This is a genomic window from Porphyromonas levii DSM 23370, from assembly GCF_000379925.1.
In the GTDB taxonomy this organism is placed as follows: domain Bacteria; phylum Bacteroidota; class Bacteroidia; order Bacteroidales; family Porphyromonadaceae; genus Porphyromonas_A; species Porphyromonas_A levii.
The window spans coordinates 1-22,898 of the sequence record NZ_KB904233.1; the positions used below are offsets into that span (position 1 = coordinate 1).

A 22,898-nucleotide genomic window follows, 5' to 3' on the forward strand; every position below is an offset into this window, starting at 1 on the left:
CATGCACAAAATATACTTGAAGCCATTTGCTACAACATCAAAAGAGCTCCCCAGTTATACCTCAATACATTATTGCAAAATGAAGAAGCCTCTATAAGAGGAGCACTTGTTATGAGATAAGTACTAGAAATCCTCTGTAAAAGCTCATATTTAGAGCTTTTACAGAGGAGAATAATCAAAAAACAAGGCGATTTTTCAAGCTAGACAAGACGAAAATCTGAAAAAAGGTCAGTCAAAAACGTCTAAACTCGAATGTGCAACAGTCTCATATAAGGAGGTGTGCCGAAAGGTGCACCTCCTTTTTGGCACCCTCAGTAGGGGGAGGGCAAACAAATAGTGGGGGAAGGAGGTTTATTTATAAGGAGGAGACCTTAGACCCCAACACCAATAGGCTAGGGGGGTCCCTCTCATGGATACTATACTAATCGTAAAGAGATGGAAAAAAAGATATTCACCGTGACGGGCATGAGCTGTGCTGGTTGTGTCGCAGCCGTCCAATCCCAACTCAACAAAGCTAAAGGCGTATCGAATGCAGAGGTGCACCTCCTAGAGGGGCGCACGGTAATCACCTACGACGAGCGTAAGACCTCGCCCGAGCAGTTGCGTGCCGAGGTACGAAGCCTTGGCTACGATATGCTCATAGAGGAGCGTACCGAGGTGCGTGAGGCACAGAGAGCTGAGCGGGAGCGTGCCGAGCTTTCGCATGTCCGCACCAGGCTCATTGTCACCGTGCTTCTTACCATTGTTATGATGGCGGTGTCGCACCTAGGGGTGCCCGAGCGCCTCACACACTTGGTGATGCTCATCCTTGCCACCGTCATTATGTTTTACTCCGCTGGGGGCTACCACAAGCGGGCGCTCAAGCAGCTCACCCACCTCACATTCAGCATGGATACCCTCATCAGTATGAGCGTAAGTGTTGCCTACTTCTTCAGCCTTATTCGCTACACCATCTTGGGCACTATAGAGGAGGGTGGTCTCTTTGGTAATAGTTACTTCGATGTCGTGGGCATGGTTATGAGCTTTGTATTGCTGGGTAAGTATATCGAAGAGCGTGCCAAGTACAAGACCAATGACGCACTCCGCAATCTTATGGCATTGACCCCCGAGACGGCACTGGTACGAAGGGGCGATGAGTGGGTAGAGCTTCATGTGGACGAGATACAGATAGGCGATTATATCCGCCTGCGCAAGGGCGACCGAGTACCTGTAGATGGGCTTCTCCAGGAGCATGGGACCTTCGACGAAAGTAGTATCACAGGCGAACCTCTGCCAGTGAACAAAGAGAGCGGTAGTGAGGTCTTCTCTGGTACCGTATCGGTAGGAGCAGTCACCACCCTACAAGCTACCAAGGTGGGTAGTGCCACTCTCCTAGGGCGCATTATAGATGCCGTACGACAGGCACAAGCCTCCAAGGCCCCTATCCAGCGTATTGCGGATAAGGTGTCGGGCGTATTTGTCCCCTTTATCCTTGCTATCGCACTATTTACCCTCGTGGCGTGGGGCGTGGGTGGCATAGAGCAGCCTTGGCTCCACGGTATCTACTTCGCCATCAGCGTGCTCTGTATCGCCTGCCCTTGTGCACTCGGACTGGCTACCCCTACTGCCATTACTGTGGCTATGGGCAAAGCCTCAAAGGAAGGCTTGCTCATACGCGATGCCGTGGCGCTCGAACGCCTTGCGAAGGTCTCCGATATCGTCTACGATAAGACCGGTACCCTCACGGAGGGTACTTCCGAAGTGATTGCCTATGCTGGCGATATGAGCCAAGAGCAAGAGGCGCTCCTCGTGCGTGCGGAACTGCAGTCTAGTCATCCCCTTGCAGCCGCTATCCTCTCGAGGTTCAGTATGATGCAGCATACTGCTGAGCCACAGCATGTGGAGGAAGTGGCGGGTGTAGGGCTTCGCTTTGAATACCAAGGTGACTCCTACTTTGTGGGTAATAAGCGCCCCGCTTCACTATCAGTAGCACACCCTCTCGAGATGGCGCACCCCCTTGCTACCTTTGTGTACTACACCAAGGGCGAACAGCTCCTTGCGCTCCTCGTAGTGGAGGATAAGGTGCGTCCCGATAGTAGGGAAGCCTTGCAACAGTTGCACCGAGAGACTGGTGCTACCATCCATCTCCTTTCTGGCGACCGACTCGAACGGGCTCAAGCCCTTGGCCAGGAGCTAGGTATTGCTGAGGTGCGTGGCGGACTATCCCCACTGGATAAGAAAAGCTACATCGAGGCACTTCAGCAGCAAGGCAAGGTGGTAGCCATGGTAGGCGATGGTATCAACGATTCGCCCGCGCTTGCCACTGCCGACCTCAGTATCGCCATGAGTAGCGGTAGCGATATCGCCAATAGCGTCTCCCAAGTTACTGTTATAGGCGGTTCGCCCTATGCTCTAGAGCGCGCCATACGGTTGTCTCGCAAGACCGTGCGAATTATTCACCAAAACTTCTTCTGGGCATTTGTGTACAACCTCCTAGCCGTACCTATTGCCGCAGGAGTCTTCTATCCCAACCTATTTGTGAGCCCTATGATTGCCGCTGCTGCCATGGCGTTTAGCTCGGTCTGCGTCGTGCTCAATTCCCTCCGCCTTCAAAACTCCCCTAGCCCCCAAACCCCCTAAAGGGGGCTTCCCCATTGCTCATCTAGCTACCTGACGTTCAAGCCCCCTTTAGGGGGTTTGGGGGCCAGATGTGGGGCTAGGTTTCCTATTTTTTTGTAAGTTTGCATATCACAGATGGATAACGTATATACACTAAAAATAAAGGTATGGCGACAGAAGATTTATTGAAAACGATTAGGGCAAAGGCTGAGAGTTGGACTACCCCTCAGTATGATGAGGCAACTCGCCAAGAGGTGCAGGCGCTTCTGGATAATTCGGATACGACACAGTTGGTAGATGCATTTTACAAGGATCTAGAGTTCGGTACAGGTGGTCTGCGTGGTATCATGGGGGCTGGTACCAACCGCATGAATAGGTACACCGTGGGCACAGCAGCCCAAGGGCTTGCTAATTATCTGCTCAAGGAGTTTGGCTCTGAACAGGAGATTAAGGTGGTGATTGGCTATGACTGCCGCCACCACAGTTCGGAATTCTCTCGTATGGTGGCAGGCATCTTCGCCGCCAATGGTATCAAGGTGTATCTCTTCGAGGCACTCCGCCCCACGCCTATGGTATCGTATGCCATCCGTACCCTAGGTTGCCAGAGTGGTGTGATGCTTACGGCTTCGCACAATCCTAAGGAGTACAATGGCTTCAAGGCCTATTGGAGCGATGGCGCTCAGATGATTGCGCCACACGATCGTAACGTTATTTCGGAGGTCAATGCGATTCGTTCGGTAGACGAAATCAAGTTCGATGGTCCTGCAGAGCTGATTACGATGCTCGGTAAGGATATGGACGATAAGTTTATCTCCGATGCGCTTGCTAAGCGTCTCTCCCCTGAGGTTATCAAGCGCCAGAGTCAGCTCAAGATAGTCTTCACCCCACTACATGGTACCAGTGGTCAGGTATTACCACGCACCCTTAAGGAGGCTGGTTTCGAGAATGTCCACCCTGTAGAGGTGCAGATGCTCGTGAGTGGAGACTTCCCTACCGTGGTTTCTCCTAACCCCGAGGATCCTGCTGCCCTCAAGATGGCGATAGACCAAGCGAAGGCTATCGATGCCGATATTGTGATGGCAACAGACCCTGATGGCGACCGTATAGGTACCGCAGTAAAGGATAAAGAAGGCAATTGGGTGCTACTTAATGGTAATCAGACTTGTCTGCTCTACGCCTACTATGCGATAGAGAAGCGCCGTGAGTCAGGCAACCTCAAGCCTAACCAGTACTTGGTCAAGACGATTGTGACCACTGACCTCATCGCTGCTATTGCTAAGCGCAATAATATCGAGCTCTACGATACTTACACTGGTTTCAAGTGGATAGCCGATGTTATCCGTAAGAATGAGGGCAAGAAAGAGTACCTCGGTGGAGGAGAGGAGAGCTATGGTTACCTGTGGAGCGACTTCGTACGCGATAAGTGCTCGGTAACCGCTTGCCTTATCTTCGCAGAGATAGCTGCATGGGCTAAGGACAAGGGGCAGAGTGTCTACGAGCTCCTAGAGAAGATCTACCTACAGTACGGTTACTCACTAGAGCAAAATGTGTCGGTCGTCCGCCCAGGTAAGAGTGGTGCAGAGGAGATAGAGCAGATGATGCGTGACTTCCGTCAGAACCCACCTGCCAAGCTAGCTGGTTCGAATGTAGTGGAGATTCTCGACTATGCTACACTAGAGGGCAAGCTACTAGAGAGTGGCGATACCTATACACTAGATATGCCTACCACGAGCAACGTCCTCCAGTACCGTTGTGCCGATGGCACCAAGCTATCTATCCGCCCTTCTGGTACGGAGCCTAAGATTAAGTTCTACATTGAGGTACACTCCGAGCCAAAGAACCTTGAGGAGCTTGATGCTGCTCGGGTGAAGAGCGCAGAGCGTGTACAGCAGATCCGCACTCAATTGGGTATCTGATATTCAATAGGACTAAGGGCGGCAAGGACACTAATGGTCTGTGTCCTTGCCGTCCTTAGTGTCTTTGTAGAAGAGTAGAATGATTCTCTGTATCTGTGAGAAACCCTCCGTTGCCCGTGATATAGGGGCGGTGATAGGGGCGAATGTACAGCGTCAAGGTTATCTCGAGGGCAATGGCTTTTGGGTCACTTGGACGTATGGACACTTCTGTACACTTAAGGAACCAGGCGACTATTACCCCCATTGGCAGCAGTGGAGCTTGGTACACTTGCCCATGATACCGGAGCGCTTTGGTATCAAGGTAATGGAGGATAGTGGGGTACAACAGCAGTTCGGGGTCATCAAGCAACTGGTAAGCCAAGCTACAGAGGTGATCAATTGCGGCGATGCAGGGCAGGAGGGAGAGCTCATCCAGCGCTGGGTACTACAGATGGCGGAGTGTAGGGTGCCGGTAAAGCGCTTGTGGCTATCGTCGATGACCAATGAAGCCATTGTGAAAGCCTTTCAGGAGCTTAAGCCCGAGAGCGAGTACGTCAACCTCTATCACGCAGGGCTTGCTCGCGCTATCGGCGACTGGGTGCTGGGGATCAATGCTACCCGTCTGTATACCCTCAAGTACCGAAAAAGCGGTGAGCGTAGGGTGCTCTCCGTAGGGCGTGTGCAGACCCCCACGCTTGCGCTACTCGTGGATCGGTTCGAGGAGATTCGCGACTTCGTGCCCGAACCTTATTGGGAGATCAAGACGCTCTATAGGGAGGTGCTATTCGCTTCCACCAAAGGTCGCTATAGCACCGAGGCAGAGGCCAATGAGGTAATTGAGAAGATAGCCTCGGAGGAGCTCACCATCACCAAGATAACCAAGAAGAATGGTAAAGAGGGTGCGCCTAGGCTCTTCGACCTTACGAGCCTACAGATAGAGGCGAATAAGAAGTTTGGTCTTACCGCTGAGCAAACTCTCGCAATCGTGCAGACGCTGTACGAACAGAAGCTGGTCACTTATCCTCGTGTAGATACCACCTATCTGCCCGATGATGTCTACGACAATTGCTTGCCTACGGTGCAGCAGCTCTATCCCGCCTATGCCCAGCAGTGCAGTCCGCTTCTCCAAGGGGGCAAGCTACGTAAGCTCAAGAAGTACTTCGATAGCTCTAAGGTCACCGACCACCATGCGATTATTCCTACAGGGATGCTCCCAAGATTCCTCGACCAAGCTCACGGTCAGATATACAATATGATCGTATTACGCTTCCTCGCTATCTTCTACCCCGACATGGAGTACGAGCAGACCACGGTCTTGGCAGACGTGGCTGGGATAGAGTTTAAGGCGACAGGTAGAGTCGTGACCGCCGAAGGGTGGAAGGCTCTCTACCAAAATCAGGAAGAGGAGCGTGAGGAGGAGGGAGAGCCCTCCGACAAGCAGGTGATGCCTACTTTCACCAAAGGAGAGCACGGTCCGCATAAGCCCGATCTCCTGGCCAAAGAGACCCATCCCCCTAAGCAGTATACCGAGGCCACCCTCCTCAATGCCATGGAGACGGCAGGTAAGATGGTGGATAGCGAAGAGCTGCGAGAGGCAATGAAGAGCAAGGGGATTGGGCGACCGTCTACCCGAGCCGCTATCATCGAGATACTCTTCAAGCGCGGCTACATAGAGCGCAAGGGGAAAAGTATTTTGCCTACACCATTGGGCGTAGACTTGATTCATACCATAGCCAATGAGCAGCTCAAGAGCGTAGAGCTTACTGGGGAGTGGGAGTATAAGCTTCGACTGATAGATCGGGGAGAGTATCGCACAGATCAGTTTCTATCCGAGCTAAAGCAAATGGTTCATGGATTGGTACAAGAGGTCATCAAAACGTCCTAGATGCTCTAAATTCAACCTCGAAGTGCAATATTTATGAAGTAATTGTACTTCGATATTGAATTAGGGTAGAATAAAAACCGCCATCAGAGAGATAAAACTCAATGATGGCGGTTGTTTTAATTGTTCATGACAGTCAGAAACTATGGAAATATCAGAAGTTTTCTATTGATTCTGAGTTTTTGAAAACCCTCTTGCTGGGTTAATCTTTTTTTTTGTCCATAAAAATGAAAGTTGCAAAAAACAGCACAAATGTTACGCTTGAAAAAAAAGATTCCTTGTAAGGGATGCTAGACTCTGATAGAAGAGAAAGTATGACAGTACAAAAAACTGATATCAGAAAGAAAATAAGGTATTTCTTTTTCATAATAACAACTGTTTAACAGCGTTTGCAGCTGAAGCCCCAGCTGCTCCTCCAACAACGAGTGCTGCAGTGAGTTTCCATCCAGGAGGACCACAAAACACCCATCTAGCACCAGCTGCCACTGCACCGGCTACAGCTCCTCCAACATCTGAGACTCCGACTTCTTTCCAGCTAAAATCAGCTCTTAAGGTGTTCTCTTTGAAATAGTTATGCCAATATGAACAAGTGTTAGCAGCAATGCTAGTTGCAGTTAGAACTACTGCAAGTTCTTCTTCGCTAAGATTGTTGATAGCTCCATCTTGTACTTTCGATATTCTATTTAACACAGACTCTATCGAGAGATCGGTGTCCTTCATTATAATTTCTATTTCATCAATAAATTCCTTTTGTTTGTCGCTAAGATACTTTGCATCGTCGGAGGTATAAAATACCATATCTTCGGTTTTCTTGCCATAGTTTAATAGGACAACATCATCGTATATCTCATTGAATTCCTCTTGTGTTATTACATCACCGCTTTCTGATCTTAGAGAAAGTCCAGGAATTTCATATTTCCCAATAGACTCAAAAACCTTCTCTTTTATGAATTCGTAAGATTCTGTATCCGTCATATCGGAACTTCTTAAAGTGGAGCCGTGTTGACTTATTAATAAATCAACAATTTCATTGTGTGCTATACCCATATGGGATAGAGCATTAGAGTTGTTTATCTCCTCCAAAATATTTTTGCTTTGTTTAGCACCTAGATTTAGTAGATCTTCCTCTTGTCTTGAAGAGCAAGCAGACACAAGCAGTGCTATAGCTATAAACACTGCAGCAAAATAAAAGGGTAGATTTCTCAAGTTCATACTTTATTACGTTTATAAGTGGATAAAAATTCAACCACAAATATACTAAAATCTATCTATTCCAAAAGAATATAAATGTGACACATTCCAACGTATTTTCCAGTATTAAGTGCAACACGGAGAGCATAAATGAGTAACCGCAGAATCTGGCAGAGAAGGGAATAAATATCTCCTCAAAAGTAAGTATATTTGTGCTCCAGAATAATTTTCACTCAAAATATTGATTATATGAAGATCAAACATTTAGTGCTTGGTGCACTATTTTCTATTCTAGTGGTACTGATGAGTTCTTGTGCCGGCAAGCTCAAGCCGCTTGATGCTCGTCAAGTCGTCGTAGATCCACAGCCACTTGTACTACAGGGCGGTCGTGTACCGGTAACTATTACCATCACTTTCCCAGCTAAGTGGTTCAATAAGAACGCCGAGGTGCGTGTGACTCCTGTGCTCAAGTATGCAAGGAGCGAGGCGTGGGGCACTACCTACAACTTCCAGGGCGAGAAGCTACGTGGCAATGCTACCACCATAGCCTACGACACCCCTACCTCGGTTACAGTGTACTCCGACTTTAAGTATAAGCCAGAGATGTCCGAAAGCGAGCTAGTGCTCCTCTTCGATGCACGTATCAATGGTAAGCAAGTGGCGCTCCCCGTGCTCAAGATTGGCGAGGGCGTGATTGCCACCGAGGCACTCGCTAGCGCAGAATTTGCTACCCCAGCGATTGCCCCAGATATCTTCCAGAGGATTATCAAGGAGAAGTACGATGCCGATATCCACTTCCTTATCCAGCAGGCTAATGTACGTAGCTCGGAGCTCAACTCTGCCGATGTGCGTGAGTGGAAAGATATCGTAGAGAGTGCCGATATGACGCCTAACCAAAAGGTGGATGTCGAGGTGCAAGCCTATGCTTCGCCCGATGGCGGTCGTGAGCTGAATGAAAAGCTCTCTGCTCAGCGCGAAAAGAATACCTCCGCACAGATTGCCCGCGACCTGAAGCGTGCCAAAGCGGATGTGCCTATGAGTGCATACTATACCGCTCAGGATTGGGAGGGTTTCCAAAAGCTCGTGGAGCAGTCCAACATCCAGGATAAAGAGCTTATCCTCTCGGTGCTTTCTATGTACAAAGACCCTGAGACTCGCGAGCGCGAGATCAAGAATATCTCTTCTGTATTCAGCCAGTTGGCAGATGATATTCTGCCTAGGCTACGTCGTTCACGCCTTATCGCCAATGTAGAGATTATCGGCAAGAGCGACGACGAGATTATGAACCTATCTCAGAATAATCCAAGTAAGCTCAATGTGGAAGAGCTCCTCTACTCCGCAACCCTTACGGATAAGGTGGCAGAGAAGAGTCGTATCTATACCCAAGCTACAGCTCAGTTCCCTAGCGATGCCCGTGCGTATAACAACCTCGGTGTGCTGAGCTATCAGGCAGGTGACTACGATACCGCTAAGAGCTACTTCGATAAGGCAGCATCCATCAGCAAGCTCCCTGAGGTGAAGATGAACCTCGGGCTACTGCAGCTTCTCGATGGCAAGCTCGCAGAGGCAGAGACCCTTATCGGTCAGGCAACCAATGTGCCAGAGCTGGGCGAGACAATGGGTTTGGTGTACATGCAGCAGGGTAAGTATGCCGAGGCAGCTAAGGCACTGTACGATGTAGCTACCAATAATGGTGTATTGGCTCAGATCCTCAATAAGGACTACAGCCGTGCATCTGATCTGTTCGAACTCATCGATCACAAAGATGCCACCAGCTATTACCTACAGGCTCTCATCGGCGCACGTACGTCGCAACCCGCTATGATGGCTGAGGCTATCCGCAAGTCTGTACAGCTCAATCCTAGCATGGCAGCCCGTTTCCTCAAGGATAGGGAGTTTGCCCGTTTCGCTAGTCAGAGCTTCTTCCAGAGCGCTCTCAAGTAAGCCGAGGTACATACATAGCTAGATAAGAGGAAGATGTCGTACTATACGTATAAAAAAATGAACGCTCCGAACCTGTCTCAGGTTCGAAGCCTTCTGGAAAATCAATGATCTTAAACTAGTGTTCTTAGAGATAAAATTTAGTTGGTGGAGAATACCGGACTCGAACCGGTCGCCTCGACAATGCCATTGTCGCGCTCTAGCCAGATGAGCTAATTCCCCGTGTCTGTTGCAAACCTAAATAAATTCTTTCAGATGACCAATACATATTCTCAAATTAGGACAAAAATAGTTTGAAATCGGTATTATAGCACAATCGATAGGCTAAAGTGCCATTCCCATGGTCTCCTTTATGACTATGCGCTGAAATTTAAGTGCCCTTATGATGATGATAGAGCATAAGGGACGGGGGAAAGGCCTTAGGTCATGGAGCTTATGCTTACACGCTATGACTCATATCTTGTTGCCAAAGAGAGCACCCATCGAAATACATCATCGCCTTTGTCCACTACTGAGTCGCCAAGCGGGCTTGCCGTCGTAGGCAGTGCTACGACGGCGAGCACCCAAATTTATCTCTAGGAATAAATATATTTATTCCTAGAGATAAATATTTTTATTTGTACAGATAAATAAATTTATTCCTAGGAATAAATTTGGCTGCTTGCGCTCGTCACGGATCCCATGATGGGGAGGAGCGACAACGAGAAGGTAGCCCATAGGCAAGGGATAAGCCCCCCAAACCCCCTAAAGGGGGATTGAACGTCAGGTAGCTAGATGAGCAACGGGAGAAAAGCCCCCTTGCCTATGGGCTACCTTCGGTTTAGGGGGGTTGGGGGCTTAGATTCCGCTCCTCAGTTCAAGCGTGGTAACGAAAACCGCGCTAATGTTTCTCCCTATAACCAGTTTCGTCCCCAATAGAGCAAGTTTTGGTAAATTTGTAGCTGGGGGAAGTAAATAGTTAAATGATTATGCAGATAGTACGAAGAGTGACAACAGGGTTGGCGCTATTGCTAGCCATTGCGAGTATGCCATTCAGCTACGCTCAAGAGCTGAAAAAAGTGACCATAGAGGAAGCTACGCCTGGCTCCAGGGAATATTGGAAGATAGTACCACAGTCTTTGCCTGTGGTGGGTATATCTCCTTCGGGGGTACTCTTACACATGCAAGACGGGCTTTATGCTCAGGGGATGGATGTCAAGAGCAGGCTGTTGAAGTGGGAAGATGTCGGAGGTCGTGGCAACCTTACCCCTTTCTCTGAACGCATCCTTGCCGGATGGGTCGATGACAATTATATTCTCTTTGACTATCATGAGATGAAGGAGGTAGGGCGTTTCACTGTAGACCGTGACGAGTGGACTGCTCAGCAGGTAGCACCCAATGGGAGCTATATGATGCTATCTGACCGCAAAAATATTGCGGTGATGGTACCTGGCGGTACGCCCTACCAACTTACGCAAGACGGTTCGTTCGATGTCACCTATGGTATCGAGGTGCACCGCAGCGAGTTTGGAATAAGTGGCGGTCTATTTATCTCGCCAGATAGTCGTTACGTCGCCTTTTACCGCAACGACCAGAGTGATGTGGAGCCTTATCCTATCGTGCGTATCAATAGCCATATTGCCGTGCACGACCCCATCAAGTATCCTATGGCAGGGCGAAAGAGTGAGCGGGTTACGATTGGTATCTACGACACACAGGCAGGTACTATCCAGTACCTAGAGACGGGTGCGCCCTACGATCGTTTCTTTACCAATATTGCTTGGGCGCCCGATAGCCGCAGTCTCCTGATCGATGAGGTAGAGCGCAGCCAGCAAGTGACCCATCTGAGGGAGTACGATGTTACGAGTGGTCGCCTACTTCGTACGCTTATCGAGGAGCGTAATCCTAAGTATATCGAGCCCCGTGAGCCTATCCACTTCCTAAGCGATGGACGTTTTGTGCGCCTGAGCCGTGTGGATGGCTACAGCCACTTCTATCTCTATAGCCGCGAGGGCAAGCTACTGCGTCAGATTACAAGGGGCGCGTGGGAGGTAAAGGAGCTACTCGGTATCGATGAGCATGCTGGGAAGATTTACTTTACATCCAATAAAGACTATATCATAGGGCAAGACCTCTATAGCGTAAACCTAGAGGGCGGCGCTTCGGTTCGCCTCACAGAGGGAGAGGGTTGGCATAGCGTGACTATGTCGGATGATTACAAGCTATTCCTCGACAACTTCTCCAACCTCAATACCCCTGGTGTCTCTACGCTCGTTTCGCTTGAGTCGGGTGAGAAGAAGGAGATATTGCGTGCTGAGGATCCACTTGTGGCTTATGAAAAACCAGTAGTGGAGCTGGGGAGCCTAAAGAGTGACTCGGGCGATGATCTGTATTATAAGCTCACCCGCCCTGCGACCCTAGAGGCAGGTAAGAAGTATCCTGTAGTGCTCTATGTGTATGGAGGACCACACTCTCAGTTGGTCAACGATAGCTGGAGAGGGCTTCGCATGGGTTGGGATACCTATATGGCGAGCCAGGGATACGTGGTATTTACCCTAGACAACCGTGGTACTGCCCATCGCGGTATGGGCTTCGAGAGCATCACGCATCGCCAGCTCGGTACCGTGGAGATGGCAGATCAGATGAAGGGCATCGAGTACCTCAAGGGGCTGCCTTACGTGGATAGCGACCGTATCGGTGTCTATGGCTGGAGCTTCGGGGGCTTTATGACTACCAACCTCATCCTCACCTATCCAGAGACCTTCAAGGTAGGCGTTGCTGGTGGTCCTGTAATGGATTGGTCGTACTACGAGGTGATGTATGGTGAGCGGTATATGGATACGCCTGAGGAGAACCCTGAGGGCTATGCCAAGAATAATCTGATAAAGAGGGCGGGCGACCTCAAGCGGCGTCTTCTCCTTATCCATGGCGGTGTGGATCCTGTAGTACTCTGGCAGCATTCACAGCTCTTCCTACAGGCTGCCGTGAAGGCGGTTACCTTGCCCGACTATATGGTCTACCCTATGGACGAGCATAATGTGAGGGGGCAAGACCGTGTGCATCTGCACAAGGTGATATGTAGGTATTTTGAGGATCATCTATAAATAAGAGGTATGAAGGCTTTAGTAATAGGCAATGGGGGAAGGGAACAAGCGCTAGCTTGGAAGATAGGGCTCAGTGGTATGATCTCGGATATCTATATGGCGCCTGGTAATGGTGGTCAGCTGCCCAAGTGCCACAATGTGGCGATAGGGGTATCGGACTTCGAGGGGCTTTCGGAGCTTATCAAAAAGGAGGGGATAGAGCTTGTGGTGGTAGGTCCTGAGGTGCCGCTTGTAGAAGGCGTGGTAGACTACCTGAATGCCGATCCAGAGCTAGAGGATCTTTATATCGTTGGTCCTACCAAGGTAGGGGCAGAGCTGGAGGGGAGCAAGGACTTCGCCAAGGATTTTATGGCACGTCACGGTATCCCCACTGCTAAGTACCGTACCTTCACAAGTGAGACTCTAGAGGAGGGGCTTCGCTATCTGAGGGAGGAGGAGCGTGCACCTTACGTGCTGAAGGCCGACGGTCTGGCTGCGGGTAAGGGCGTGGTGATTCCTGAGACTCTCGAGGAGGCAGAGGCAGAAATGCGCGAGATGCTGGGGGGAAAGTTTGGTTCCGCTGGCGCAAGTGTGGTAGTGGAGAGCTATCTGAAGGGGATAGAGTGCTCCGTCTTTGTGCTCACCGATGGCAAGGATTATATGCTCCTCCCTACAGCAAAAGACTATAAGCGCATTGGCGATGGCGATACAGGACTCAATACCGGAGGTATGGGTGCCGTTTCTCCTGTGCCTTTTGTGGACGATGCCTTTATGGAGAAGGTAGAGACGCGTATTATCCGCCCTACCATTCAGGGGCTTCTCGAAGATGGGATAGACTACCGTGGATTTATCTTCTTCGGGCTGATGAATGTAGGGGGCGACCCTTATGTCATTGAGTACAACTGCCGTATGGGCGACCCCGAGACCGAAGCTGTGATGCTACGAATTAGGGGCGACCTCGTGGGCTCTATGCTTGCCTTACGCGATCAGATACTAGGCCTTATGGAACCACTCTTGGAGTTCGACGAAGTGGCTACTACCGTGGTCACGGTATCGGGAGGCTATCCTGAGACGTACCAGAAGGGGTTCCCTATCCTTGGGCTCAGAGAGGAGACAGAGGGGGTACAGGTGTTCCACATGGGGACCAAGGTGGATGGCGACCAGGTGGTTACGGCTGGGGGTCGTGTGCTAGCTGTATCGGCTATGGGCGGTTCTATAGAGGAGGCTCTAGGCAAAGCGTATGGAAGGGTAGGGGCGCTCTCTTATGAGGGGATGAACTACCGTAAGGATATAGGTCAAGACCTGCTAAAGCTCTGAGATGGTAGAAAGACCGTCACTCGTGAGTCTATACCTGCCACAACTAGGGGAGTGGTGGGCGGCTCTGCTCGCCTCGCCATGGCTGACCGTAGTCTTCGTTGTATTGGCACTGCTAGCGGTGCGGCGCCATGGTGAGTTGGCGTATGGAACCTACCATGTGCGCCCTTTGGGGCTGTTGCTCCTCCTTGTGTATCTTGTGGGTGTACCGCTAACGGGGATCTCCGCTACCAATCTTGGCTTTATCGCCATGATATTAGCGGTGATTCTGAGTGATAGTGTGGTGATGTCTATTAGCCGAAGTCGCTCTACATTCTTTGTCTACGACCTCGGTGTGGCATTGGCATTGCTTTTCCTTATTCACCCGATATTCGTGGTCTTATTGCCCTTCTTTTTGGGCAAACTGCGGACGATACACTCCTCTTCGCTTAGGCATATCATCGCCTATGTGGCAGGGTATCTTACCATTTTAGCGCTTGCCACCATGCTCTTTGCTACTCGTAGCTGGGCAGGCATCCTACAGTACTGGTCTGGATGGATAGCTCCGCTTGGTGCGCTTCATTGGCCTAAGCTGTTGGATATCCCACTGTTGGTGCTGGATACAGCCTATCTGGTGGTGGTGTCGGTAGCCGTCTCTCAGATGATACGTGCCAGTACGGTGCGTGTGCGTGTGGCAATGGGCTACCATATTCAGCTTGCATGGGTGCTGATGCTCATGAATCTCCTCTATGGTGTGCAGGGTGAAGGCAACTATGGGTTCCTCCTATCGTCTCTTTTTCTCAGTGGAGCCATTGCCGATTATCTTCTCACCCAGAGGCGTACCCGTTGGCTACTCCTCCCCTTGCTGGTCGTACTCTCTGCTGCCGTAGGTGTGCGCGTATGGTTATATTTAGGGCAACCTACATTGTGATAGATTATGCTTGATTTCCTTATAGAATACGGTTATATCGGGGTCTTCTTGGCCGCCTTCCTAGCCGCAACGGTATTACCTTTCGGTTCGGAACCCGTAGTGCTGGGCGTCCTTGCCGCTGGTGCGGCATCTGTGCCGGTATTGATTGCAGCTACCCTTGGTAACTTCCTCGGGGGCATGAGTTGCTACTGGCTTGGGTGGCTGGGCAAGACCGAGTGGATTGTGAAGTACCTCAAGATGCCACAGGAGAAGGTAGATAAGTGGACACGTTGGCTTCAAGGGCGAGGCTCCTGGATGGCTTTCTTTGTCTTCCTCCCCGGTGTTGGCGATTTCTTTGCTGTAGCCTTGGGTTTGCTCAAAGCCAATGTATGGAGTGTGGCTATGTGGATGTTTGTAGGGAAGTTCCTCCGCTACCTGGTGCTATTCGGCGCCTTCGATTGGGTGATGTCGCTTTTTTAGTTGGGGCGATTATCGTTATATTTGTACTCGTTGAGAATATTAGATAGATACTATATGAAGAAGATCAGTAGTCTGGTGGTAGTGCTATTCGCATTACTTACCAGTGTACCTAGTTGGGCAGAGGGAATTAGCCTGAAGGATATCACCTATGGCGTATATGCAGCAAGGAGCGCAGGCAATAGCTTTCGCCCTATGGCGGATGGCAATAGCTATACCGTGGTGTCGGACGATGGCACTCGATTAGTGCAGTACAGCTATGAGAGCGGCAAAGAAGTGGCGGTGCTCTTCGATACCAAGACGGCAAGAGACTGTAGCTTCGATACCTTCGAGGATTATATCATCAGTGATACCGGACACCATATCATTATCCTGCGCGATGGGAAGTCTATTTACCGCAGGAGTGCTACCTACGATGCCTACCACTATGATGTCCGTCGTAATAGGGTAGAACCCCTAACGAGCCCTGGTGCCCGGGTACGCGTGCCTCTGCTCTCTCCCGATGGTAGGAACTGCGCTTTCGTAGTGGACAATAATATATATGTCAAGAAGTTCGACTTCGATACCGAAGTTCAGGTGACCACTGATGGTAAGCAAAACGAGATACTCAACGGTGTCACCGACTGGGTGTACGAAGAGGAGCTCTACCTCACTAGCCTCATGTCGTGGAGCGCTGATAGTAAGTACCTTGCCTTTGTGCGGACGGACGAAAGCCAGGTGAAGAGCTACGATATGACGGTTTACGGTAAGGGTAATTACCCCGATATCTACAGCTTCAAGTACCCCAAGGCAGGAGAGAAGAATAGTGAGGTATCGGTTTGTCTGTATCACCTAGACAACCGCAAGACCTCAGTGCTAGACCTTGGGATGAAAGAGGAGTTTTATATCCCTCGGATGACTTTTCACAAGGAGCACCTCTACGTATTCACGCTCAATAGGCTCCAAAACCACCTCCGCACATATCAGATTAACCCCGATAGCCAAGTAGCTCGTCTGTGGTTGGAAGACCAAGATGACCGCTATATAGATAGCAATAGCTGGGTGCTGCAGCTCGCTTTTACCAATGACGGGGCATACTATGTCTCTGAGACAAGTGGCAGACCACAGCTTTACCGACTCGACCAAGCCGGCGTGCGCCAGCAACAGCTCACCAAGGGGGACTACGATATCGACACCTTCTATGGCGTAACCCCAAGTGGCGAGGTGGTCTACTCCATGGCGTACCCTACGCCTATGGATCGTACTATTGTGGCACAGGATAAAAAGGGGCGTACCCGCTACCTCTCTCCCGAGAAGGGATGGAGTACTGCTACCTTTAGTAGCAATCTGAGCTACTACCTCCTTAAGCACTCTTCGGCTACCGAACTACCTAAGTACGAAATCTATCGCACACGCGATGCCAAGGCGCTCACCCTTCTAGAGGATAATAATGCGCTGGCTCAGAGATTGGCACAGGTGAAGTACAATCATAGGGAATTCATACAAGTCAATACCAAGAGTGGGCAGACGCTTAATGCTTGGATGATCAAGCCTGAGGGCTTCGATGCGCATAAGAAGTACCCAGTGGTGATGACACAGTATAGTGGTCCAGGTTCGCAGACGGTGAAGAATAGCTTCTCATTCGGTTGGGAAGAGTACCTTGCGCAGGAGGGTTTCGTGGTCGTCGCAGTAGATGGCCGTGGCACCGGAGGGCGAGGAAGCGAGTTTAAGAAGTGCACCTATCTGCAGATGGGTATGCTGGAGAGCCAAGATCAGATAGAGGCAGCCCAAGCCCTAGGTCAGATGTCCTTTGTGGATAAAGAGCGTATTGGTATCTGGGGCTGGAGCTTCGGCGGGTATATGACACTGATGACCCTCTCTCGTGGTAATGGGACCTTCGCAGCTGGAGTAGCAGTGGCACCACCTACCGATTGGCGACTATACGACTCTATCTATACTGAGCGTTACATGCGCACCCCACAGCAAAATGCCAAGGGATACCACGACACTTCGGTGATGAACCATGTCGCAGGTCTTAAGGGGGCTCTGCTCATTGTCCACGGTACTGCGGACGACAACGTACATGTGCAGAGCGTGATGCAGCTGGTACCTGCGCTGGTGGAGGCGGATAAGGATTACCGGATGCTATTCTACACCGACAAGAACCATAGTATCTATGGTGGCAACACCCGCAACCACCTCTATAGGCAATTTACCGACCACTTCAAGAAGCACCTGATGCGATGAAGATGAGTAATAAGAAGGAACCTCTCCTTCGGAAACCCGCCTGGCTCAAGATCAGCATAGCAAGTACCGACAACTACGCAGGTACTTCCGAGACCATCAAGGAAGCGGCACTCCATACCATCTGCAGTAGTGGGCGGTGTCCCAATCAGGCAGAGTGCTGGAGCCGTGGTACTGCTACCTTTATGATTGGGGGTAATGAGTGCACCCGCTCTTGCCGTTTCTGCGGTACGCCTTCGTGCAAGAATCCTGCACCGCTCGACCCCGACGAGCCGCGCCGTGTAGCGGAGAGTGTCAGGAGGATGGGGCTAAAGTATGCCGTCATCACCTCGGTAGACCGTGACGATCTCCCCGATGGGGGAGCGGCGCACTGGGCAGAGACCGTTCGGGAGATACGGCGACTCTCGCCCAATACCACTATCGAGGTCCTCATCCCCGACTTCCAAGGCGACCTCACTGCTCTCGATACCGTGCTCGAGAGCAAGCCAGATGTCGTGGGGCACAATATGGAGACGGTGAAGCGGCTCACCCCTACGGTGCGGCACCGAGCTACCTACGATACTAGTCTGAAGGTGTTGAAGCACATTGCGGATAGCGGTTTTATCACCAAGACAGGTATAATGGTAGGGCTGGGCGAGACGCCCGAAGAGGTCGAAGAACTACTTCGGGATTGCTATTCTGTGGGGGTCTCGAGCCTTACGATAGGGCAGTACCTTCGCCCTTCGAAGCAGAATATAGCGGTGGAGGAGTATGTGCACCCCGACCAGTTTAGGAGATACAAGGAGATAGGAGAGGCACTCGGACTCTCGCATGTGGAGAGTGGTCCTCTGGTGCGCTCGTCCTACAAAGCCGACCAACAGTTTGAAGTCGCCAAGAAAAGTATCCATCTAAAAGACTTATAACCCATGCGTCGTTGTCTCTCCTTACTTCTATTCGTGTGGTGCCCCCTAATGGTGATGGCTCAGACGGGGTGGCAAGGGGAGTGGCAAGGCGACTTACAAGCATTTCATATCGAAGGCGCTACCCTCACCCATCGTAATGATGGTGTGGCGGGTAGCGCTTCTATCTTCCGGCCTTATCAGCTCGAGAGTACTCTTTCTTGGCGCTTTGGCTTCCGGTTTGTCAGTCTTCCCACTACCGCCAATACCTTTGAGTACACCCCCTTGTATATCGATGAGGGCAACTATCGGTACTACTATAAGGTCATCCCCTATGGCAATCAGAAAGGGATTCAGCTGGTGCAAGAGACCCACGAGGCTTATAGTGGGCATTGGCGCAAGCTATCGAGCCAAGTCCTCTCACAGCAATTATTCAAGTCCGCCCTACTGGTATGGAACAACCTACAGGTAGAGCTCTTCTACGACAAAGAGCGAGGGCTACAGCTGCAAACCTTTAGTACGCATACCGGACTGTGGCAGGGGGAGTGGGTGAAGATACGACAAGGAAAGGTTACGCCACGTTTTACCATCTCCACAAAGTTCTCTTCGCAAAGGAAACTAGACTATACCTACCTTCTCCCTGAGCTGGTAGGCGGTAGCGCAACTCCTGAGGAGGTGAAAATCCTACGCTTCGAGCCTGAGGATATAGGGCGGGTTACGCTCTACCTCTCTGCCCCAGTGCTGGTGCACAATGCTAGGGTCACTTGCGGCGGTTTTCAGCCTACCATTGCCTCTGGGGCTGCGGCAGATCAGTTGGTGGTCTACCTAGGCATTGCTTTTGCGCCTAATAGCCAATACGACTTCACCATCCACGGGCTTCAAGATAGGTCTGGGCGCACCTTCTCTCTCTCGTTTGTTGTGGAGACTAAGGGCGAGACCTCGGGGAGTACCGCCATACCCACGGGTATCTACTTTACCGAAATTATGGCATCCCCTCCCGAGTCGGGACCTCTCCAAGCGGTGAAGTACATAGAGCTCTACAATAATAGTGGCGCACCTCTTGCGCTAGGCGATTTGTATCTCCTCTACGGTCGTACCAAGTACCCCTTGCCAATGGCTACGGTAGCCAACCGCTCTTTTGCTGTCCTCTATCTAGAGAGTGATTCCCCTCCCTCCCGCCTGGGTACCCTTGTGCCTATGGAGCGCTTCCCCACTCTAGGGAGTAATTTCACACTGTCGCTCAATGATGCCAATGGCGTGGAGTATGACAAAGTCGCCTTTTCGTCTCGGCTATATGGTGAGGGAGAAGCGAAAGGGGGCGCCTCTATTGAGCGTGTCACTTACAATCCTGATAGCTGGCGAAGGAGCAACCACCCCAATGGCGGCACGCCTGGTGCGCCTACCACGCTGATGCCTTATAACAAGGTGGCTCAGGGGAGTGTGGTGATCAATGAACTGATGCTCTCGCCTGCCACTACGGGGGAGAAGTATATCGAGTTGTTCAATAACTCGTCTGAGGTGGTCGACCTCGCCGATCTCTACCTCTCTTATACCAATAAGGAGGAGGGTGTCTCTGCCGCTTCGTGGTTGCTGGTGCGTGAGTCGTATCTCCTACAACCGAAGAGCTATGTGGTGCTCTCGCCATTTCCCGAAATACTCCCTAAGCTCTATCCTCAGAGTGATGCTCATGCCCTTGTAGAGCGGATAGACTTCCCCGCTATCTCCCCTACTTACTCCGAAATAGCACTCCACGCACACACCTCCCACCAAGTGGTGGATGCGGTGGTCTATCGCCGACAGTGGCTGGGGGAGAATAGCTCGGATCGTACGGGTTTCTCGCTCGAACGCCTCAGTCCTAGTGCCGACGGCACCCAGCGTCATAGCTGGAGGCGAGCACTAGAGAACGGCTCAAAGAAAGGCATGGGTGGTACCCCTGGGATCAAGAATAGTGTAGATGGGAGCGCCCTCCCCGATGACACTCAGACAGGTGCAATAGAATGGCCTGATAATCCTACGCTCAGCCTGGAGCAAGTGGTGCCTATGTTCCAACGTTTTTCCTCCCTAGCTACACTCACGCTGTATAGTCTCACGGGCGATGTCCTTATGTCAGTATCGGGCGCAGATATACGTCCACTTTTTACTTCGCTGAGGGCGGGCACGGCACCGCTTCCTACCATGTTGTTCCTTGTGGATTTGCACTTTTACAACCCCGATAAGGAGCCTGCTTCGGTAAGCTATAAGTCTACATGGCTACATATTCGGTAAGTCCCGGATTTAACCTATCCCTATTTCTATTATCAAAAGGAGAGAAAGGAATAGATTACTTAATGAAAATTGGACTTTGGATATGAAGAAGATTAAGTTGCTACTCGCTGCTGCTACAGTGTTGCTTGTGTCATCGTGTTCGATGTTTATCCCTATGGGTGGACAAAGGTATCCTTATGGTGGAAATAATGGCAACCACTATGGGGTGATTAGAAAGGGCACCCATATTAGCGATGTGATTAGGGTCAATGGTGAGCCTGACTATGCGGATTCTTACATGAATGGGCGCAACCGTATGGATGTACTCTACTACTATCGACCCAATTGGAATAATAGATACAATTCTCGGGATCGCATAGCGGTTAAGTATACTTTCCGCAATTCTTACCTGCAGAGTACGAAGCAAGAGAAGATTAAGACTCGCAAAAATAAGAGCCGTTACGATCGTGATGACGACCGATATTACCGCCGCTACGATGACCGTGACCATCGCCGGAATAAGCGCAATAAGTCTCGTTGGGACTAAGAAGCTATAGATGGAGTGGGACAATGCCCCCAAACCCCCTAAAGGGGGCTTTCCCTTGCTCACAGGATGTACAAGCCCCCTTTAGGGGGTTTGGGGGCTAACTCTCCACGGCCTCGGGCTTCGCCCTCAACCGAGGCTCGCGTAAACTGCGCTACTGCCCCCAAACCCACTAAAGGGGGCTTTCCCTTGCTCACAGGAAGTACAAGCCCCCTTTAGGGGGGTGGGGGCTAACTTTCCACGGCCTCGGGCTACGCCCTCAACCGAGGCTACCGTAAACTGCGCTAATGTTTTCTATTATTGTTCGTTATGAGTGATCCCGAACCCCAGCGGTGTCGTGGGGGTGCAGCCTTCTAACCGTAATCGCTCAGGCGAGCACCAGTTGTGACGAGCGAGAGCGGGCAAATTTATTCCTAGGAATAAATTTATTTATCTGTACAAATAAATTTATTTATCTCTAGGAATAAATTTTGCTGATATAGGGTCTCAGGAAATGGTTATAGCGATAACAAGCAAACGATGATATAGACCATAGGGATTGAGGGAACATTATCAGGCTATTACACTGATGAATATTCGTGATGGCGACATTGGGTATACGGGGGTGTAAACAAATGTGACCCGCTGGTGGGCGGGTCACAACTATCTTTGCTATGTCACTGCTTCTTGAGTTGTTTGGCGTACTTCTCGAGGAGCTGATGGAGGCGCTTGTCGTCTTTTTTCGGAGCGATCAGGAGGGTGTCATCGAGGTCTACGATGAGGTAATCCTCTAGCCCTACCACCACGATGTCTTTGTGCTTGACGCCTTGGTGTACCATGGTGCGGGAGCTGTCTTCGAGTAGCACCTTGCCTTTTCCCTCGGTATTTTCTGGCGTGCAAAGTGTGGGGTGATGCTCTAGATGCTGCTGTAGGCTCTGCCAAGTGCCGAGGTCGTCCCAGTCGAAGGTCCCTTGAATACAAGCTACATTATCGGCCACTTCCATTACGCCATAGTCTATGGAGATAGAAGGGCAAGCGAGGAATGCTCTGGATACGGCATCTATCTCTCCAGGCTGACCATATACGTTGATCTCGGCGAAGTGAACCGCTACCTCGGGGAGGTACTTCTCAAGAGCGCTGATAATATCACGCACACGCCAGACGAACATCCCCGAGTTCCACACATAGTTGCCTGTGGCAAGGAGCTGTACCGCTTCCTCTTCGCAGGGCTTTTCCTTGAACCTAACGATAGGTCCTACGCCTGTGGCTTTGGCTTCCTCGCCTAGCTCTATGTAACCATAGCCCGTAGCGGGATAGGTAGGGGGGATACCTATGGTCATGAGGCAGTTGTGTTCCTTCACATAGGCGACGGCTCCGAGGAGGGTCTCTCTGAAAGCTTTGATATTGGTGATATGCTGATCGGCAGGGGATACAATCATCACCGCATCGGGGTTGATGCTGGCAATCTTGTAGGCAGCATAAGCAATTGCGGGAGCGGTATTGCGGCGATCTGGCTCCGTGAGCACTTGGCTCGGGTGGAGGGCAGGCAGCTCATTGAGTACCATCTTCTCGAACTTCTTACCCGTTACGACCAATACATTGTCCTCGGGGACTAGGGTATCGAAGCGGTCGAAGGTCTCTAGAATCATTGACCTCCCGCTCCCTAGGATATCGAGAAACTGCTTGGGACGATTCTGCCGGCTCCAAGGCCAGAAACGGGAACCAATCCCTCCAGCCATGATAACACAGTAGTTGTCGTTGAGTAGACTATTCATCTTCGC

The 22,898-nt window shown here is 50.8% G+C and carries 14 protein-coding genes and 1 tRNA gene; 12 read left to right on the top strand and 3 right to left on the bottom strand.

Features of this window, described 5'->3' with window-relative positions; translation table 11 throughout:
• Positions 1 to 435: 435 nt before the first annotated feature.
• The 3 genes from A3GG_RS0102040 to A3GG_RS0102050 all read left to right on the top strand — a co-directional run bounded on the left by A3GG_RS0102040 (position 436) and on the right by A3GG_RS0102050 (position 6,378).
• Positions 436 to 2,619, top strand: a complete 2,184-nt coding sequence (locus A3GG_RS0102040) for a heavy metal translocating P-type ATPase (protein ID WP_018357666.1) — start codon at positions 436 to 438, stop codon at positions 2,617 to 2,619.
• A 146-nt stretch (positions 2,620 to 2,765) separates the two neighbouring features.
• Positions 2,766 to 4,514, top strand: a complete 1,749-nt coding sequence (locus tag A3GG_RS0102045) for a phospho-sugar mutase (RefSeq protein ID WP_018357667.1) — start codon at positions 2,766 to 2,768, stop codon at positions 4,512 to 4,514.
• Positions 4,515 to 4,593: 79 nt separating this feature from the next.
• Positions 4,594 to 6,378, top strand: coding sequence for a DNA topoisomerase 3 (locus tag A3GG_RS0102050; RefSeq protein WP_018357668.1), 1,785 nt, complete (start codon positions 4,594 to 4,596; stop codon positions 6,376 to 6,378).
• Positions 6,379 to 6,738: 360 nt separating this feature from the next.
• Here the strand turns inward: A3GG_RS0102050 and A3GG_RS0102065 are convergent, their stop codons facing one another.
• Positions 6,739 to 7,587 (bottom strand): hypothetical protein, encoded by an 849-nt coding sequence (locus A3GG_RS0102065; RefSeq protein ID WP_018357671.1) that lies wholly within the window; start codon positions 7,585 to 7,587, stop codon positions 6,739 to 6,741.
• A gap of 228 nt (positions 7,588 to 7,815) precedes the next feature.
• On the opposite strand from A3GG_RS0102065, the gene A3GG_RS0102070 reads away from it, so the two are divergent.
• The gene (locus A3GG_RS0102070; RefSeq protein WP_018357672.1) at positions 7,816 to 9,510 is read left to right on the top strand and encodes a tetratricopeptide repeat protein; all 1,695 of its coding nucleotides are present in this window, start codon (positions 7,816 to 7,818) and stop codon (positions 9,508 to 9,510) included.
• A 142-nt stretch (positions 9,511 to 9,652) separates the two neighbouring features.
• Here A3GG_RS0102070 and A3GG_RS0102075 read toward each other — a convergent pair.
• Positions 9,653 to 9,729: transfer RNA gene (locus tag A3GG_RS0102075), tRNA-Ala, on the bottom strand.
• A gap of 746 nt (positions 9,730 to 10,475) precedes the next feature.
• On the opposite strand from A3GG_RS0102075, the gene A3GG_RS0102080 reads away from it, so the two are divergent.
• The 8 genes from A3GG_RS0102080 to A3GG_RS0102115 all read left to right on the top strand — a co-directional run bounded on the left by A3GG_RS0102080 (position 10,476) and on the right by A3GG_RS0102115 (position 21,141).
• Entirely contained in the window at positions 10,476 to 12,590 is a 2,115-nt protein-coding gene (locus A3GG_RS0102080) for a S9 family peptidase (RefSeq protein WP_248637641.1), read from the top strand.
• Positions 12,591 to 12,599: 9 nt separating this feature from the next.
• Positions 12,600 to 13,886: a phosphoribosylamine--glycine ligase gene (gene purD / locus A3GG_RS0102085; RefSeq protein WP_018357674.1), complete on the top strand. Its 1,287-nt coding sequence runs from the start codon at positions 12,600 to 12,602 to the stop codon at positions 13,884 to 13,886.
• A gap of 1 nt (position 13,887) precedes the next feature.
• Positions 13,888 to 14,793 carry a hypothetical protein gene (locus A3GG_RS0102090; RefSeq protein ID WP_018357675.1) on the top strand — a complete coding sequence of 302 codons (906 nt, stop codon included), beginning with the start codon at positions 13,888 to 13,890 and terminating at the stop codon, positions 14,791 to 14,793.
• A gap of 6 nt (positions 14,794 to 14,799) precedes the next feature.
• Positions 14,800 to 15,252 (top strand): YqaA family protein, encoded by a 453-nt coding sequence (locus A3GG_RS0102095; RefSeq protein WP_018357676.1) that lies wholly within the window; start codon positions 14,800 to 14,802, stop codon positions 15,250 to 15,252.
• 54 nt (positions 15,253 to 15,306) lie between these two features.
• Positions 15,307 to 17,475, top strand: a complete 2,169-nt coding sequence (locus A3GG_RS0102100) for a S9 family peptidase (RefSeq protein WP_018357677.1) — start codon at positions 15,307 to 15,309, stop codon at positions 17,473 to 17,475.
• Positions 17,472 to 18,374 carry a lipoyl synthase gene (gene lipA, locus A3GG_RS0102105; protein WP_018357678.1) on the top strand — a complete coding sequence of 301 codons (903 nt, stop codon included), beginning with the start codon at positions 17,472 to 17,474 and terminating at the stop codon, positions 18,372 to 18,374. Before A3GG_RS0102100 ends, lipA begins: the two co-directional genes overlap by 4 nt.
• A gap of 54 nt (positions 18,375 to 18,428) precedes the next feature.
• The gene (locus A3GG_RS0102110) at positions 18,429 to 20,615 is read left to right on the top strand and encodes a lamin tail domain-containing protein (RefSeq protein WP_018357679.1); all 2,187 of its coding nucleotides are present in this window, start codon (positions 18,429 to 18,431) and stop codon (positions 20,613 to 20,615) included.
• A gap of 82 nt (positions 20,616 to 20,697) precedes the next feature.
• Complete coding sequence (locus A3GG_RS0102115; protein ID WP_018357680.1) at positions 20,698 to 21,141, top strand: hypothetical protein; 444 nt, start codon at positions 20,698 to 20,700, stop codon at positions 21,139 to 21,141.
• Positions 21,142 to 21,794: 653 nt separating this feature from the next.
• On the opposite strand, the gene A3GG_RS0102120 is transcribed toward A3GG_RS0102115, so the two are convergent.
• Positions 21,795 to 22,892, bottom strand: coding sequence for a mannose-1-phosphate guanylyltransferase (locus A3GG_RS0102120; protein ID WP_018357681.1), 1,098 nt, complete (start codon positions 22,890 to 22,892; stop codon positions 21,795 to 21,797).
• Between the last annotated feature and the right edge of the window lie 6 nt (positions 22,893 to 22,898).